18 protein-coding genes are annotated in these 16119 nt (G+C 58.3%); 9 read left to right on the top strand and 9 right to left on the bottom strand.

Features of this window, described 5'->3' with window-relative positions; all coding sequences use genetic code 11:
- The first annotated feature begins 5 nt into the window (after positions 1-5).
- From ACOYA6_RS01515 to ACOYA6_RS01505, 3 genes are read left to right on the top strand one after another with little or no spacing between them, the layout of a single operon-like run.
- Positions 6-614, top strand: coding sequence for a DUF2291 family protein (locus ACOYA6_RS01515; protein ID WP_422653902.1), 609 nt, complete (start codon positions 6-8; stop codon positions 612-614).
- Positions 614-2140, top strand: a complete 1527-nt coding sequence (locus ACOYA6_RS01510) for a sugar ABC transporter ATP-binding protein (RefSeq protein WP_176556502.1) — start codon at positions 614-616, stop codon at positions 2138-2140. Before ACOYA6_RS01515 ends, ACOYA6_RS01510 begins: the two co-directional genes overlap by 1 nt.
- Before the next feature lies 1 nt (position 2141).
- Positions 2142-3230 (top strand): ABC transporter permease, encoded by a 1089-nt coding sequence (locus ACOYA6_RS01505; RefSeq protein WP_223074719.1) that lies wholly within the window; start codon positions 2142-2144, stop codon positions 3228-3230.
- Positions 3231-3471: 241 nt separating this feature from the next.
- Here ACOYA6_RS01505 and ACOYA6_RS01500 read toward each other — a convergent pair whose 3' ends face one another.
- Positions 3472-4422, bottom strand: coding sequence for a sugar-binding transcriptional regulator (locus tag ACOYA6_RS01500; RefSeq protein WP_422653901.1), 951 nt, complete (start codon positions 4420-4422; stop codon positions 3472-3474).
- Positions 4423-4739: 317 nt separating this feature from the next.
- Between ACOYA6_RS01500 and ACOYA6_RS01495 the strand changes: the two genes are divergently transcribed.
- Genes ACOYA6_RS01495 through ACOYA6_RS01480 form a run of 4 tightly spaced genes read left to right on the top strand, consistent with a single transcriptional unit; the run spans position 4740 to position 9480 of the window.
- Positions 4740-5570 (top strand): transketolase, encoded by an 831-nt coding sequence (locus ACOYA6_RS01495; protein WP_039031448.1) that lies wholly within the window; start codon positions 4740-4742, stop codon positions 5568-5570.
- Positions 5563-6513 carry a transketolase family protein gene (locus tag ACOYA6_RS01490; protein WP_422653900.1) on the top strand — a complete coding sequence of 317 codons (951 nt, stop codon included), beginning with the start codon at positions 5563-5565 and terminating at the stop codon, positions 6511-6513. The genes ACOYA6_RS01495 and ACOYA6_RS01490 overlap by 8 nt, the downstream gene beginning before the upstream one ends.
- A gap of 34 nt (positions 6514-6547) precedes the next feature.
- Positions 6548-7966 (top strand): L-fucose/L-arabinose isomerase family protein, encoded by a 1419-nt coding sequence (locus ACOYA6_RS01485; RefSeq protein WP_039031450.1) that lies wholly within the window; start codon positions 6548-6550, stop codon positions 7964-7966.
- A gap of 14 nt (positions 7967-7980) precedes the next feature.
- Complete coding sequence (locus ACOYA6_RS01480; protein WP_422653899.1) at positions 7981-9480, top strand: FGGY family carbohydrate kinase; 1500 nt, start codon at positions 7981-7983, stop codon at positions 9478-9480.
- A 96-nt stretch (positions 9481-9576) separates the two neighbouring features.
- On the opposite strand, the gene ACOYA6_RS01475 is transcribed toward ACOYA6_RS01480, so the two are convergent.
- From ACOYA6_RS01475 to ACOYA6_RS01440, 8 genes are all read right to left on the bottom strand, one after another.
- Positions 9577-9729 carry a Hok/Gef family protein gene (locus tag ACOYA6_RS01475; RefSeq protein ID WP_039032710.1) on the bottom strand — a complete coding sequence of 51 codons (153 nt, stop codon included), beginning with the start codon at positions 9727-9729 and terminating at the stop codon, positions 9577-9579.
- Positions 9730-10104: 375 nt separating this feature from the next.
- Positions 10105-10257, bottom strand: coding sequence for a Hok/Gef family protein (locus tag ACOYA6_RS01470; protein WP_139564492.1), 153 nt, complete (start codon positions 10255-10257; stop codon positions 10105-10107).
- Positions 10258-10502: 245 nt separating this feature from the next.
- Positions 10503-10718, bottom strand: coding sequence for a hypothetical protein (locus tag ACOYA6_RS01465; RefSeq protein ID WP_039031593.1), 216 nt, complete (start codon positions 10716-10718; stop codon positions 10503-10505).
- Between the two features lie 33 nt (positions 10719-10751).
- On the bottom strand, positions 10752-10961 hold the full coding sequence (locus ACOYA6_RS01460) for a hypothetical protein (protein ID WP_138369660.1): 210 nt from the start codon (positions 10959-10961) through the stop codon (positions 10752-10754).
- A gap of 566 nt (positions 10962-11527) precedes the next feature.
- Positions 11528-12241, bottom strand: coding sequence for a GNAT family N-acetyltransferase (locus tag ACOYA6_RS01455; RefSeq protein WP_422653898.1), 714 nt, complete (start codon positions 12239-12241; stop codon positions 11528-11530).
- Between the two features lie 203 nt (positions 12242-12444).
- Positions 12445-12933, bottom strand: a complete 489-nt coding sequence (locus tag ACOYA6_RS01450; protein WP_039031591.1) for a cold-shock protein — start codon at positions 12931-12933, stop codon at positions 12445-12447.
- Positions 12934-13028: 95 nt separating this feature from the next.
- Positions 13029-13274: a YmjA family protein gene (locus tag ACOYA6_RS01445; protein WP_039031590.1), complete on the bottom strand. Its 246-nt coding sequence runs from the start codon at positions 13272-13274 to the stop codon at positions 13029-13031.
- A 43-nt stretch (positions 13275-13317) separates the two neighbouring features.
- Positions 13318-14232, bottom strand: coding sequence for a LysR family transcriptional regulator (locus ACOYA6_RS01440; RefSeq protein WP_422653897.1), 915 nt, complete (start codon positions 14230-14232; stop codon positions 13318-13320).
- Positions 14233-14327: 95 nt separating this feature from the next.
- Here ACOYA6_RS01440 and ACOYA6_RS01435 point away from each other — a divergent pair, with 95 nt between their 5' ends.
- A complete protein-coding gene (locus ACOYA6_RS01435) occupies positions 14328-15467 on the top strand; it encodes a DSD1 family PLP-dependent enzyme (RefSeq protein WP_138369663.1) in 1140 nt (379 codons plus the stop codon).
- A gap of 212 nt (positions 15468-15679) precedes the next feature.
- Positions 15680-16099 carry a helix-turn-helix domain-containing protein gene (locus tag ACOYA6_RS01430; RefSeq protein ID WP_039031586.1) on the top strand — a complete coding sequence of 140 codons (420 nt, stop codon included), beginning with the start codon at positions 15680-15682 and terminating at the stop codon, positions 16097-16099.
- The last annotated feature ends 20 nt before the right edge of the window (positions 16100-16119 follow it).

Below are 16119 nucleotides of genomic sequence, written 5' to 3'. Positions count from 1 at the left end.
GCAGTATGCGTTTAACACAATGGGGCGCCGCGCTGACAGGCGCTGCCGCCCTGTTGCTGACGGCCTGCACCGTGGTGGATCTGGATGAGTTCGGCAAGCCGATTATGCCTGCCGATCCCAATGCCAAAGCGAGCTTTGACAACAAGACCCCACAGCAGATCGCGCAACAAACCTGGCAGCCGCGGATCCTCGACGTCGCCAGGAATCATTCCCTGGACGCCAGCGCCCTCTCCACCCAGCTGAACGCCCCTGCGGCCAAACCACAGAGCGTCTTCGTGCGCCTGACCGGCAAGGTGGAGCGCGTGGATGCCAGCAACGAACGCGAGCAGAAGCTGGTGATGACGGTGAACGGCCAGCCGGTGGAGATCCAGAGCGGGCCGGTGATGCGCGGCAACGCCATCCGTGACGCCGCCGGGTTCCGCTTCGATGAATTTACCAACCAGGTGCAGTATGCCCAGCTCTCCCGCGCCCTGAACCGCGAGGCGGTGAAGCATCTGCCGAAAATCGACGACAGCTGGAGCGGCAAAGATGCCACCGTCCTGTTCGCCGCCACTCTGAACGCGGGCAAAGCGGTTGATGCGACGGCGCTGGAACTGAAACAGGAGACGCCGTGATGAGCGAGAGTCCGGCAGATGACATTATCCTCAGCACCCACGGGATCTCGATGCTGTTTCCCGGCACCGTGGCGCTGGATAAGGTCGATTACCGCGTCTGGCGCGGCAAAGTAAACGTGATTATCGGCGAGAACGGGGCCGGGAAATCGACGCTGATGAAGATCCTCGCCGGCGTCCAGCAGCCGAGCCTCGGCGAGATGTGGCTCAACGGCAAACAGGTGACGTTCGCCAGCACCCGGGATGCCGCCCGCCACGGGATTGGCATGGTGCACCAGGAGCTGAACCTGTTTGAAAACCTCAACGTGGCGGAGAACGTTTTTCTTGGCCGCGAGCTGCAAAAAGGGGTCATGCCGATCAACGAGGCAGAGCAGGAGTCCCGCACCGCAGAGCTGCTAAAACGCCTCGATCAGCCTATCTCTCCGCGCGAGCTGGTGGGCAACCTGAAGGTCGGACAGCAGCAGCTGATTGAGATCGCCAAGGCGCTGGCAGAGGATGCCGACATCCTGATCCTCGACGAGCCCACCTCGGCGCTCAGCAAAACCGAGGTGGAGATCCTGTTTCGGGTGATCCGCGAGCTGACCCGCCAGGGGGTCACCATCATCTATATCTCCCACCGGCTGGAAGAGCTGATGGCGATAGGGGATGTGATCACCATTCTGCGCGACGGCAAGTTCCAGGCCGAGGCGAAGGTGCAGGAGATCGACGTGCCCTGGATCGTGCGCGAGATGCTGGGCAGCGATCCGGTGAGCAACTTCCTCGAGCCGGGCCGCACCTTTGGCGCGCCGGTGCTGGAGGCGGAGCACATTACCTGCGTGAACGCCGCCGGGAATACGGTGGTGAATGACGTGAGTTTCCAGGTGAACGCCGGGGAGATCGTCGGGATCTACGGCCTGATGGGGGCCGGGCGCACCGAGCTGTTCGAGTGCATGCTCGGCACCGAACGCAACTATCTCGGCAAGCTGTGGCTCGACAGTAAACCGGTGCCCCAGCGGCTGACTACCGCCGAGCGCATCCGCATGGGGATGAGCCTGGTGCCGGAAGACCGCAAGCGCACCGGGATTTTCCCCGGCTCGTCGGTCGCCAGCAACCTGACCATCGCCAGCCTGTGGCGTCGGCTGCAGCGCGGCTTTGCCATCGCGCAAAAGGCCGAGCAGGAGGTGGTGGCCAGCACCATCGGCAACCTGTCGATTAAGGTCTCGACCCCGGAGGTGGAGATCCAGGCGCTCAGCGGCGGGAACCAGCAGAAGGTGGTGATTGGCCGCTCGCTGCTGACCAACCCGAAAGTGCTGTTCCTCGACGAGCCGACGCGCGGCATCGACGTGGGGGCCAAAGCCGACGTGTTCCGCATGATGGTGCAGCTCTCGCAGCAGGGCATTGCGGTGGTCTTTTCCACCTCGGATTTGAAAGAGATTATGGCGGTATCTGACCGCATTCTGGTGATGTCCGGCGGCAAACTCACCGCCGATATTGTTCGCGATCGGGCCGAAGAATCGGCACTGGTAACCGCAAGTGCTCAGGGGTTCTAAGATGAAAACAACACAGTCTGTCGCGCTGACGCCGCAAAAAGGGGCCGCGCCTTCCCGGGAAAAACTCCTCCTGCTGCTGCTGAAAATGCGCACCTTCATTGCGCTGTTCCTGATTGTCGGCTTCTTCACCATGACCGTGCCGGGCTTTCTCTCCGCCGGCAGCCTGGTGATCATGATTAAGCATATCGCCATCAACGCCTTCCTGGCGCTGGGGATCACCTTCGTGATCATCACCGCCGGGATCGACCTGTCCATTGGCGCAACCCTCGGGTTGTGCGGGATGATCGCTGGGTGGATGATCACCAAAGGGATTGTGCTGCCGATGTTTGGCATCGCCATCTTCCCGAGCGTGTGGGTGATTGTGCCCGTTGTGCTACTAATTGGCGCCCTGATAGGGGCGATGAACGGCTGGATCATCACCCGCTACAACGTCGCGCCCTTTATCTGCACCCTTGGCACCATGTACGTGCTGCGCGGGGCGGCGATGCTGACCTCCGATGGCCAGACCTTCCCGGGGCTCTCCGGCAACCCGCAGCTGGGGAATACCGGTTTCGATGAGATTGGCGCCGGAACGCTGCTCGGCATTCCGTGGGCCATCTGGATGATGATCGTCCTGGCGCTGGTGATCGCTTATATCGCCCGCCGCCTGCCGTTTGGCCGCCACGTGTACGCCATCGGTGATAACGAGCGTGCGGCAGAACTCTCCGGGGTGCGGGTCAAGCAGGTGAAAGTACTGGTCTATACCCTGTCCGGTTTCTGCGCCGCCATCGCCGGGATTGTGGTCTCCGCGCAGCTGCTGGCCAGCCACCCAGCGAACGGCACCGCGTTTGAGATGAACGCCATCGCCGCGGTGGTGCTGGGCGGCACGTCGCTTGCCGGGGGCCGCGGCACCATTCTCGGCACGCTGATCGGGGCCTTTGTTATCGGCTTTCTGGCCGACGGCCTGGTGATGATGGGCGTCAGCGAATTCTGGCAGATGGTGATCAAAGGGATAGTGATTATCGTGGCGGTGATCATCGACCAGATGCAAAACCGGATGCAGCAGAAAGCAGCCGTGGTAGCGCAAAAGGCGGTGATGGAAGGGAGGTAAAAGCAATCCGGGCATGGGTGCGGTCTTTGTGCCGGGTGGCGGCTTCGCCTTACCCGGCCTACAAAAGCTGCAATCCGGGCATGGGTGCGGGATTTGTACCGGGTGGCGGCTTCGCCTTACCCGGCCTACAAAATCTGCAATCCGGGCATGGTTGCGGGATTTGTGCGGGGTGGCGGCTTCGCCTTACCCGGCCTGGAAAACCCTGTAGGCCCGTGCAAGCGCAGCGCCGCCGGGCATTTTTCTATGCTTTCAACAAACTCCGCGCCGTCGGGTAATCGGTGATCAACACATCTATATACTTCCCTTTCAGCGCCCCGCGGATGGCGTTGCGTTTTTCTTCCCCACCGGCCAGGGCAATCACCTGCGGGCAGGCGCGGATCTGCGCCAGCTCCATACCAATCACCGGATCTTCTTCCGCGCTCAGCACCGGCTCGCCGTTGGCGTCGTAGTAGTGCAGGCAGATATCCCCCACCGCCCCGCGTTCGGCCAGCAGTTTGAGCATCTCTTCGGTGTAGTAGTTGCCGGAGTTTTTCAGCAGCTGTGACGGCTCCAGTTCGCCGATGCCGACAATCGCCACGTCCACTTCGGCGAATTTTCCCACCACCGCCGCCACGTCCGGGCTGCTCACCAGCCGGGCGCGCTCTTCAACGGAGTGTTCGATGCTCTGGGACGGCAGCAGCCCGGCCGGGCAGCCAAGGTGCGCCGCCAGCTGCTGGGTGAGGATCGTCGCCTGCACGTTGCCGTTCGGACCCACGCCGCCCAGCAGCTGGATCACCCCTGCCGCGCGGATATTCTGCGGGTGCATCTCATCCACCATGCAGCGGATGGTGCTACTCCAGGAGGAGATCCCCACCAGGTCTTCGGGACGCAGGCGGGTTTCAACGTAGTGCGCCGCCGCACTGCCGATGGCGTGTTTGATCTGGGTGTTAGTCGGGTCCTCCCCCACGTCCACCACGATGGCCTGGCGGATGCCGTACTGCTCTTCCAGCGCCTTTTCCAGCGAGACAAAAATATTGGTCGGCTGAACGACGGTAATTTTTACCAGCCCCTCTTTCTGGCAGCGCGTCAGCGCCCGCGACACGAAGGACTGCGAGAGGTGCAGCAGGGAGGCAATCTCGGACTGCTTTTTATTCTCGCTGTAGTAAAGTGTGGCGATCTTCACCAGCAATCGCTGTTCATCCTGTTTCGACATAACGTTCCCCTTAATCGGCTGTCGTTATTTTTATTCATCACTGAATATTTAACAAGCAAGCACCCGCCCGATCCGCCAGGCAAATGTGATCCTTTTCTCCTTTCTTCGAAATTTGCCCGCTCAAACCGTAGACAAACCCTCTGACTGGGCATATCTTACATCTTATGAATAATAAATCAGCATTGAATATATATTCATGAGGGGCAAAAACCTGCTGTTTTAGAGAATGAAACCTGCAAAGATCATTCCTGGCAGAGCGGTCTTTTACCTGGCTGGAATAATTATTCACAACAGATTATAAATTCAGGAGGTATGTTATGAATCCGTTTTCGCTCTCCATCGCGGAGCTCGAAACCCGGGCACGCTCGATTCGTCGCCGGATCATCGTGCTGAATGCCGAAAGCCCGGCGGGCGGCCATACCGGGGCCGATCTGTCGCAGGTCGAACTGCTCACCGCCCTCTACTTCCGCATTCTGAACTGCTCCCCGGCACTTCAGGAGAGCGATGAACGCGATATCTACATCCAGTCGAAAGGCCACGCGGTGGGCGGTTACTACTGCGTGCTGGCCGAAGCCGGGTTTATTCCCGTCGAGTGGTTATCCACCTATCAGCATGCCGACTCTCACCTGCCCGGCCATCCGGTGAAACATAAAACCCCGGGTATTGAGCTGAACACCGGCGCGCTGGGTCATGGCCTGCCGGTGGCGGTGGGGATCGCCCTGGCGGCAAAACGCAACAACAGCAAGCGCCGGGTGTTTGTGGTGACCGGCGACGGCGAGCTGGCGGAAGGCAGCAACTGGGAAGCCGCGCTGGTGGCCTCCCACTACCAGCTGGATAACCTCTTTATTATCAACGACAAAAATAACCTCCAGCTGGCGGGCTCCACCAAAGAGATCCTCAACACCGATCCGCTGGATGAGAAGTGGAAAGCCTTCGGTCTGGAAGTGACCGCCTGCGACGGCAACGACATGGCCGACGTGGTCGCCACCCTGGAGGGGCTGAAGCCCAACGGCAAACCGCACGTGGTGATCGCCCATACCACCAAGGGGGCGGGAATTTCATTTATTCAGGGACGGCCTGAATGGCACCACCGGGTGCCGAAAGGGGAAGAAGTTGAACTGGCGCTGGAGGAACTGAAAGATGAGTAATAGCGAACACCTCGCCACGGTGATGGTTGATGCCTTTATTGATGCCGTTGAACGCGGCGTGGACCTGGTGCCGGTGGTGGCGGACTCGACCTCCACGGCAAAAATCTCCCCGTTTATTCAGCGTTTTCCGGGGCGTCTGGTGAACGTCGGCATCGCCGAGCAGACGCTGGTTGGCGCAGCGGCCGGTCTGGCAATCGGCGGCAAGATTGCCGTCACCTGCAACGCGGCGCCGTTTTTGATTTCCCGCGCTAACGAGCAGATCAAAGTCGACATCTGCTACAACAATACCAACGTGAAGCTGTTCGGCCTGAACGCCGGGGCCAGCTACGGCCCCCTCGCCAGTACCCACCACAGCATCGACGATATCGCCATTATGCGCGGCTTCGGCAATATCGAAATTTACGCCCCGTCGAGCCCAAACGAGTGCCGCCAGATCATCGACTACGCCCTCGACCACGTCGGCCCGGTCTATATCCGCCTCGACGGCAAAGCCCTGCCGGAACTGCATGACGACAGCTACCGTTTTGCGCCAGGCAAAATCGACGTTCTGCGCACCGGTCATGACGTGGCGCTGGTGGCGATGGGATCGACGGTGCATGAAATTGTGGAAGCTGCCGCACAACTCGCGGAAGAGGGTATTGACGCCACTGTTATCAGCGTTCCATCTATTCGTCCCTGTGATACCCAACAGCTGCTGGCCACCCTCGCCCCCTGCAAGGCGGTGGTAAGCGTCGAGGAGCATAACGTCAACGGCGGCGTCGGCAGCCTGGTGGCCGAAGTGCTGGCCGAAGCGGGCTGCGCTGTACCGCTGAAACGTCTGGGGATCCCGGATGGACAATACGCGATTGCCGCCGACAGAGCGTCAACGCGGGCACGGCATGAGATCGATGTCGCTGGGGTGGTGAAGTACGCCCGGGAAATGCTGACGCGACAGGTTTGCTGAAAATAACAACAACATCTTACTGGAGAGAAAAGCAATGTCCCGAATTCCTCAACAACTGACGATGGGCGTAGTCATCGGCAACCGCGGATTTTTCCCAAGCTATCTGGTGGCGGAAGCACGCGAGCAGGCCATCGCCCTGTTTGGCCGTCTCGGTATCAACACCATCATGCTCGATCCCAGCCAGACCGAGCTCGGCGGGGTGGAAACCCGTCAGGACGCCAAAGCCTGCGCCGAACTGTTTCGTGCCCATCGCGACAGCATTCACGGCGTGGTGGTGCTGCTGCCTAACTTTGGCGATGAAAAGGCCATCGCCGAAACCCTGCGCCTCTCCGGCCTGAACGTGCCGGTGCTGGTGCAGGCCGAAGAGGACAACCTCGATAAAATGGGGCTGGCGACCCGCCGGGACAGCTTCTGCGGCAAGATCTCCCTGTGCAATAACCTGCGTCAGTACGGCATTCCCTTTACCCTCACCACCCAGCACGTCTGCGCCCTCAACGGTGAGGTATTTGAGCAGGATCTGAGGCGTTTCGAACAGGTCTGCCGCGTGGTGAGCAGCATGCGCGGCGTGCGTGTCGGGGCGATTGGTGCCCGTCCGGCGGGCTTTAACACCGTGCGCTACAGCGAAAAACTGCTGGAACGCCTGGGCATTGCCGTGGAAACCCTCGACCTGTCTGAAGTCTTTACCCGGATCAAAACCCTGCGCGATGACGACATCCGCGTGGATGAAAAACGCCGGATCCTGATCGACAACGCCGACGCCAGCCGCATTCCACCGGAGAAGCTGGTGACCATGGCGAAGCTGTTTGTGGTGATCAGCGAGTGGGTGGTCGCTAACGACATCGACACCACGGCGATCCAGTGCTGGACCTCCCTGCAGGAGAACCTCGGCATCAACGTCTGCTCGATCATGAGCGTCATGTCCGGCCAGCTGATGCCGAGCGCCTGTGAAGTGGACGTGATGGGCGCGCTCTCCATGTTCGCCCTCGCCAGCAGCAACATGAATCCGGCCTCGATTGCCGACTGGAACAACAACTTCGGCGACGATCGCGACAAATGCGTCCTGTTCCACTGCGGTAACTTCGCCGCCTCCAGCCTCGAATCGCCGCACATGGGCACTGCCGACATCATCGGCACTACGGTCGGGAAAGAGAACACCTGCGGCGCGGTGCATGGCCGCCTGAAAAGCGGGCCGCTGACCTACTTCCGCCTGAGCACCGACGATCTGACCGGAGAAATCAAAGCTTACGTGGGCCAGGGCCAGTCGGTGGACGATCCGCTGGATACGGTGGGCTGCCGGGCGGTGATCCAGGTGCCGCATCTGGAGAACCTGCTGAACTGGATCTGCCGCAACGGCTTTGAGCATCACGTGGCGATGAACCACTCCGCCAGCGCGGAGATCCTGCACGAGGCGTTCACCCGCTACCTCGGCGTCTCAACCTATCTTCATCGCTAAGGCAGGAGGCCGCTATGTCGGTGAACAAGGACATCATCATCGCGCTCGATGAGGGTACCACCAATGCCAAAGCGGTGGCACTGGATGGGAACGGGCATGTGGTGGCGAGTTTCTCCCGGGCGCTGGCGATCCAGACCCCGCACGAAGGCTGGGTGGAACAATCCGCCGAACTGCTGGTGGAGGCCTCGCTGGAAGTGGTAGCCCGCGCCATTGCTACCGTCGGGGTGGAACGGGTTGCCGCGCTGGCAATCAGCAACCAGCGTGAAACCGTGGTGGGCTGGGATCGGGCGACCGGTAACCCTATCGCCCCGGCGCTGAGCTGGCAGTGTTCCCGTACTGCGGCCTTTTGCCATCAGCTGCGTGAACAGGGCCACGGCCCGCAGATCAAGGCGGCAACGGGTCTGCCCATCGCGCCGCTGTTTTCGGCCTCTAAAATGCGCTGGCTGCTGGATAACACCCCCGACGGCGCACGGCGCGCCGCCCGGGGCGAGATCTGCCTCGGCACCGTGGACAGCTGGCTGCTGTGGCAGTTGACGCAGGGGGACGCCTTCAGCTGCGACTACGCCAACGCCGCCCGTACCCAGCTGATGAGCCTGCACAGCGCCGACTGGGACCCACAGATGCTGGCGCTGTTTGGCATTCCGCGCACGGCGCTGCCGGACATCAAACCCTCCAGCGGCCTGTTTGGTTACACACGCGGCTGCCCGTCCATTCCTGATGGACTGCCGGTGATGGCGATGATCGGCGACTCCCACGCCGCGCTGTTTGCCCACGGTCTGGGCGCGGAAGGGTGCGTGAAAGCGACCTACGGCACCGGCTCGTCGGTGATGGCGCCGGTGGATTCCGCCCGCAGCGACGTCAGCGCCCTGGCCACCACCGTGGCATGGCATGACGGCGATTCGCTGGTCTACGGGCTGGAGGGCAATATTCCCCACACCGGCGACGCGGTGGCGTGGATGGCGGACAGCACCGGCCTAAGCGAGCTGTCGCAGGCGGAGCTGGCCCATGAGCTCAACACCCTCCCCCGCTCGGTGGACTCGACGCTCGGGGTCTATTTTGTACCCGCGCTGACCGGCCTTGGCGCCCCCTGGTGGGACGAGAATGCCCGGGGGATGATCCACGGCCTGAGCCGCGGCGTGAAACGCGCGCACCTGATCCGCGCGGCGCTGGAGTCGATTGCCTATCAGATTGCTGATGTCGTTGAGGCGATGCGCGTCCATCCTGGCTTCACCCTGAACGCGCTGATGGTCGACGGCGGGCCGACGAAAAACGACTGGCTGATGCAGTACCAGGCGGACCTTCTCGGCTGCCCGGTGATGCGCAGCGACGTGGCGGAACTCTCGGCGATGGGCGCGGCACTGCTGGCGCGTAAAGCGCTGTTTCACCTGACCACCGCGCAGCTGCGCCAGTATCTGCCGGAGCATGTGACGTTTATGCCGGACATGGCGCGCCACGTCCGATTGCAGACCCGCTGGCAAGCCTGGCAGGAGACGGTTAAGCGAGTACGGGCGTAAAAATGCCCCGCCTGGCAATAAACCAGACGGGGCAAATAAACGGGTGCCTGTACCAAACCGACAACTGGATAGGCGGGGAATGCTCCCCGCATACCGCTACTTCTTCGCTTCGCAAGCGAGAACAGCTTTCAGTTCTCTGCCACCTTCCTTAAAGCTCAGTTCGCATAGCTGCTCATGAACCAGAAATGTGACTCCCAGCACAGTTAAGCCCAGTACCAGGATCGCCGCAAAGGCGTACTTGTTAAGCATGTCATTGCCTCCTTGCTAAGAAGAGGCTACCATCCAAATTGTTGAGGTTTGGGTAGGTAGCCCCGGTTGATGGAAACATCTCCGGGGCTTTTGCTTTCTGCATCTCCGCACCTGCCTGAGCTCAGAAAGCATCAGGCACCCGTCGCAATACTACTCCCGCAATGGTGAAAAAACCGCCTTTCACTGGTTATTTAGCCAGTTGAATTACTCTTTCAGAATACGTTTAGATCGCTGCAAAAAATGTCTCTTTAGATGAGTACTCTCACTCTGCAGATATAAAAATGCCCCGCCTGGCGATAAACCAGACGGGGCAAATAAACGGGTGCCTGCACCAAACCGACATCTGGATAGGCGGGGATTACTCCCCGCATACCGCTACTTCTTCACTTCGCAAGCGAGAACAGCTTTCAGTTCTCTGCCACCTTCCTTAAAGCTCAGTTCGCACAACTGCTCATGAACCAGAAATGTGACGCCCAGCACAGTTAAGCCCAGTACCAGGATCGCCGCAAAGGCGTACTTGTTAAGCATGTCATTGCCTCCTTGCTAAGAAGAGGCTACCATCCAAATGTTTGGGTTTGGAGTGGTAGCCCCGGTTGATGGAAACATCTCCGGGGCTTTTGCTTTCTGCATCTCCAGACCTGCCTGAGCTCAGAAAGCATCAGGCACCCGTCGCAATACTACTCCCGCAATGGTGAAAAAACCGCCTTTTTACTGGTTATTTAGCCAGGTTAATTACTCTTTCAGAAAACGTTTAGATGCTGAGTCGCTACACGTTAAACCGATATCATCACGGGGGCCGAATGCAGCATCGCCAGCAGCACAAACTGTAAGTCGTGAATCAGCGATCTTATGTACGTTGCCAGCGAACCAGGGCAGAAGATCTGAACCAGTCCCAGCGTCAAAATCGATCCTGTGGTGGCGACTATCGTTAACAGCAATGTGACGATCGTAATCCAGACCAGCAAACGCCACGCGCGGAATAACATCATTGTCTCAAACCCTTCTGTTATCTGAAGCGGTATTCAGCCTCCGGGGTTAACCTGACGGTGCTGTCGGTGAAGCATTAAGGCTTCAGCAATGATGTCCTGTTTGCTTTTTCGCGTTTCGTAAGCGGTGGCCTGCACGTACTCACAAAGTTCATCATCGATGCGGGCGCTCAGCATCGTTAAGCGGGCATTTTTACTTTCTCCCCGCTGTCTGCGCTTCGATGGATAGCTTCTGATTTTTTCCACACGTCCTCCCACTTAAGCATGCAGTTATTTCACGCAATGAAATATGAAAGTCTGGCTTAAACATGTCAACATTCTGAATCAGGGAAGCATTTTGTAGAATAAATGTTAAATCAGGAAGACTTCACAGGCAGATGCTCTTCAGATGAAAGTGATAATTATGTCTGATGATAAATAGCATCAACATAAAAACCATGTTTACAATTAGTCTTCATAAGTAAGACTTCAATGTTAGACACAAGAGGATGATTTAAGCGCCTGCTGAAATTCTCAGCCACACCAGAGCATTACATGCCCTGGCGAAGTCTGGATGAATGAGGAAAGGTAGCATCCGGTACCGCTAATCTCTTTTATATTCTGTGAGCCATCACGCAATTTTATGTAAAACAGACTATTGCAAGATTAATGCAGATTGTAACAATTTTTTAAAAACAGCTATCGAGAAACATCTTCAAGACAATTAAATAAGTAATAAAAGTTTGACATTAGTCAAATGAAAGCAGTCAGCAAAGCAAGGTCGTACGAGTATGAATTAACACCGCAGGGGCACCCCTGCGGTACACGCATTATCATGCCGTTTCCGGTCTGGCGCGAAATGCCTCAAGGCGCTTAATTTGCCGCCCTTCGCTATCAAAGTTCTCTGCGGCCAGCCAGCCGCGCAGGGCCGCGTCACGTTCCGGCCACTCGCTGTCGATAATGGACAGCATATCGCTGTCGCGGTTACGCCCTTTGCGCACCAGCTTCTGGCGCAGCCGCCCTTCCCAGGTAAAGCCCAGCCGCTCAGCGGCCCGGCGCGAGGCGATGTTCATCGAGTCGCACTTCCACTCCAGCCGACGGTAGCCCCGCTCAAAGCCATATTTCAGCAGCAGCCAGACTGCCTCGGTGCCGAGCGGGCTGTTTTTCATCTTGCGCGACCAGGTGACATGCCCTATCTCCACCGAGCCCAGCTGTTGTTCAATGGCCATATAGCAGACCAGCCCGACAGCACGCTCGCTCTGGCGGTCGATCACCGCAAAAGGCACCAGCCCGATATCCTGCACTTTGCCCTGTACCCACAGAGCGGTCTCCTTAACGCTGGCAGGCTGATTGCTGGCAAGCCAGGTCCAGTCGCTGTCGTCGCCCAGGTCGTACGCCTCGAACAGATCAACCGCATGCACCCGGGCATCCAGCGGTTCAAGGCGACAAAAACGCCCCTCCAGCACCCCACGCTCTAATATGCTGGCCCCCTGCCAGCCGGGAACAGGATCGTTTACCGTCTGCCCCCAGATATTGATTTCCGGCACGCCATTACCCCTTTTTGTTTGTTAGTAATTTGTTAAACCACAATACAGGATAGAGTTGATAACAGTAATGCAGGCGGGGGAAAGAACGCTATTTAATTCCAGGAGCGTCCCGGGGACAATCGGAGGGAGCAGGTCACGGACCTACAAGGTAAACGTTTTGTAGGCCGGGTAAGCGCCAGCGCCACCCGGCAGAGCAATGCAAATTACTTCAGGTTCTTAAGCATTTTCACCGTCGCGTCCAGGTCAATCTCATCTTCCGAGAAGATATAGGTTTTGCCCTGGAAGGTGGTGATGGCCAGTTTTCTCACCGTGCGCATCTCGCCTGCTTTTGCCGTTGATTTCGGCGCGATATTGCCCATCAGGCTCTTCACCGACAGCACGCCGTTCTCTTTATCAATCCGGGTTTCAGCGGGCTCTTCTTCGCTGTAGACCAGGTAAGTCTTGATGGAGGTGATTTTATGGCGCTCGCCGTCGAGGAAGATGTACTTGCTCTCCGGGATCACCTTCACCGCATACGCCGACAAACCCTTGTTGTTGGTGGTGGGTTCAAACGTCACCGCGGCATCTTTCTTAATCAGATCGGGATTGGCGACCTTAATCACATGAAAATAGCGGTTATCGCCGTTTTCATCTTTGATAAAACCAAAGCCCTTATCTGCAAACCAGGTTGTGATTGTTCCGTTCATCGCCATCGCCGTTACCGCCTAATTAATCGTTACACACTCAATTTTTGCCGCGCGCAGTGTAAAGCACAACGCCTGCGCAAACCACGTCTTTAACGCAGGAACTACTCATTGCCCCACTGGTTGAGGAAATTGGCAATATCATCAATGCGCTGGGTGCTGATGCCTGCTTCCACCGCCATCTCGGTCTGGGCTTCTTCGCTGATCTCTTCGTTATTCATCAGACGGGTGATCAGCAGCTGGAAATAGAGCGCCAGAGAATCACGTTCTGCTTCGCTCACCGGCGTTGCCGCTTCCGTCGTGTACTCATCCACGATGTCATAATATTTAATCGGTACGTCGTTGCTCATATCTGTTCCTCAGGGTGTCGGTTGCTGCCTGATAATAGCATTCTCACGGCGTTTTGCCTTCCCAGGGGCGAGAGGCCAGGGACGCTTGCAGCAATCTGATAAAGTTTTCAGCCCGGGGGGAGCGATGCGCCGTGTCGTCACTGCTCAGCGCCACGATATCGGCATCGGGCAGCGAGTAATCCGCCAGAATTCTCACCAGCGTACCCGCGTTGAGCTGCGGGGCAATATCCCATTCCGAGCGCACCATGATCCCGCACCCCGCCATCGCCCACTGTTTAACCACGCTGCCCTGGTTACTGGCCAGCCGGGGATGGATCCGCACCGGCATCTCCGTCCCGTCGCGGCTAAAACGCCAGAGCGTGACGTCCTCATCATTCTCCCGCAGGGCAATGCAGCTGTGCTGTTTTAAGGCCGCCGGTGAAGTCGGTTCCCCCTGTTTGGCCAGATATTCCGGCGAGGCGCACACCAGACGCCGGTTAGCGGCAAGTTTGATGCAGCGAAGGGAAGAGTCGCGCAGCTCGCCAATATACACAATGACATCCCACCGGTGCATGGACGACCACTCCGGCACGTCGGACAGCGTCAGCTCCACCTCAAGCCCCGGGTGCTGTAAGGCGTATTGCGCCAGAACAGGTGCCACGTACTCATTACCAAACCCGAGCGGCGCCAGCACGCGCAGTTTGCCCGTCACCTGCTGCAGGCGGTTATCAATGATCGACTGCAGCTCACTGAGCTCGGCAATCACCCGCCGGGCGCGGGCGAGCACCAGGGAGCCCTCGTCGGTCAGGCTGACCACGCGCGAGGGACGCTGGATCAGCTTGACGCCCAGCCGCGACTCAATGCCCTGCAAACGTTGGGTCACCGAAGAAGGGGAAATATTCAGGGCGCGCGCGGCGGCGGCAAGGGTTTTATGGGTTGCGATCGCATGGAAGAAACGCAGATCGTCGCTGTTAATCATTAAGTCCAGACCTAATCAGGGATTACGGTTTTGTTTATTTAAACATAAATCATGAGATGTAAAACTGGCCAGACATTTTCCAGGAGATCCCCACCATGACGACCCCACGCTGGCTGAACGCCCCTGAAACGCCTTACCTTCTGATTGATGAGAGCCGATATGTGCGCAACATCACCCGGCTCTATACGCATGTAGAGGGGCTGGGAAGCCAGGTCCGGCCGCATCTGAAGACCCTGCGCTCGCCCGAAGCCGCACGCTATCTGTTAAAACATCCGGACTCGCCGGCAACGGTTTCAACGCTTGCCGAAGCGGAAGGGTTTGCCGATGCCGGCTACACCAACATCCTGTATGCCGTCGGGATTGTGCCCCATAAGCTGGCGCGGGCGGCGAAACTGATTAAGCGGGGCGTGAACCTGCATCTGCTGCTGGACACCCCGGAGCAGGCGCTTGCCCTGGCAGACTACGCCCGGCAGCATGAGGTGGTATTTTCGGTATTTATTGAGGTGGACTGTGACGGGCACCGGGGCGGATTGCCGCCGGACAGCGAGGCACTGGTTGCCCTGGCGAGAGCCGTTCATGGCAACGGCGCGGTGCTGACCGGGCTAATGACCCATGCGGGCGAGTCCTACAGCTGTCGCACCGAGGAGGCGATCCGTCAGGCCGCGCAGAACGAGTGTGATGCCATTCGTCTCGCCGGGCGTCGGGTCCGTGAGCTGGGTATCCCCTGCCCCGTGCTGAGCGTCGGCGCCACCCCGACCGCGCATTTCTCGACAGAGCTTGCAGGCATAACGGAAGTGAGAGCCGGGGTCTTCACCACCTTTGATCTGGTGATGAAAAACGTGGGAGTCTGCGAAATTGACGACATTGCGCTTTCGGTCGTCACCACGGTGACAGGCCACAACCGGGACAAAAACTGGGTGTTTATTGATGCCGGCTGGATGGCGATGTCCCGCGACCGGGGTACGGCCTCACAGGCGACAGACTACGGCTACGGGCTGGTCTGCAATATGGCGGGGCAACCTTATGACGGCGTTTGTCTGAGCATCACCAATCAGGAGCACGGCATCATCGCCCTGCCTGCTGGTGCCTCCCTGACCACGGAAGATTTCCCTGTTGGCACGCGTCTGCGCATCCTGCCTAATCACGCCTGTGCAACAGCGGCAATGCATAGCGTTTATCAGGTGCTGATGAGGGATGGCCAGCAACGGACGTGGCACAGGATCACGGGCTGGTAGAGGGCGGTGTAGTGAGGGATTTCCGGAATGCGTCACGTAAATCTAAAAATAACCACTTTCTACGAACACTTTTACTTTGTGGAGCATTCAATTAAAGGCCTTTGGGTTTCCATATTGTCAACTCACTTTCAACTGCATATAATTTTTATCAAACATATCAGCACGCATGCAGAGTATGACAAGCTGACGGACCTCTACCGGAGAACCAAAGAATGAATTATGCACAGGCCATTAAAGCAGCCAACGATCTGGCAAACGTCCTGCCTTTTCTGGGAGCACGTCCGTCGCGTAAAGACTATGAGGATGCGCTGTCGCTGATGGAGTACCTGATCGAGCACCAGCCCGACAGCCCGCTCATCGATATGCTGACCGCTAAGATCGATAAATACGAGAATGAATCGCCAGAGTTTGCTGAGTTTAACGCCCGTATTGCCAGTACGCCTTCCGGCGTTGCGCTGCTACGAACGCTGATGGATCAGCATCATTTGACGCAGAGCGACCTGGAGAATGAGATTGGCAAGAAATCGCTGGTCAGCCGGATCCTCAACGGACAACGCACATTAACGCTGGAACATATGCGGGCGCTGGCGAAGCGTTTTGATTTGCCGGTCAGTGCGTTTGTCGGCGACTGAAGGCGTTCCTCACCCGTTGT

The sequence above is a fragment of the Leclercia barmai genome, from assembly GCF_049312895.1.
GTDB classification, from domain to species: domain Bacteria; phylum Pseudomonadota; class Gammaproteobacteria; order Enterobacterales; family Enterobacteriaceae; genus Enterobacter; species Enterobacter barmai.
This window is presented reverse-complemented; position numbering and strand designations above follow the sequence as displayed.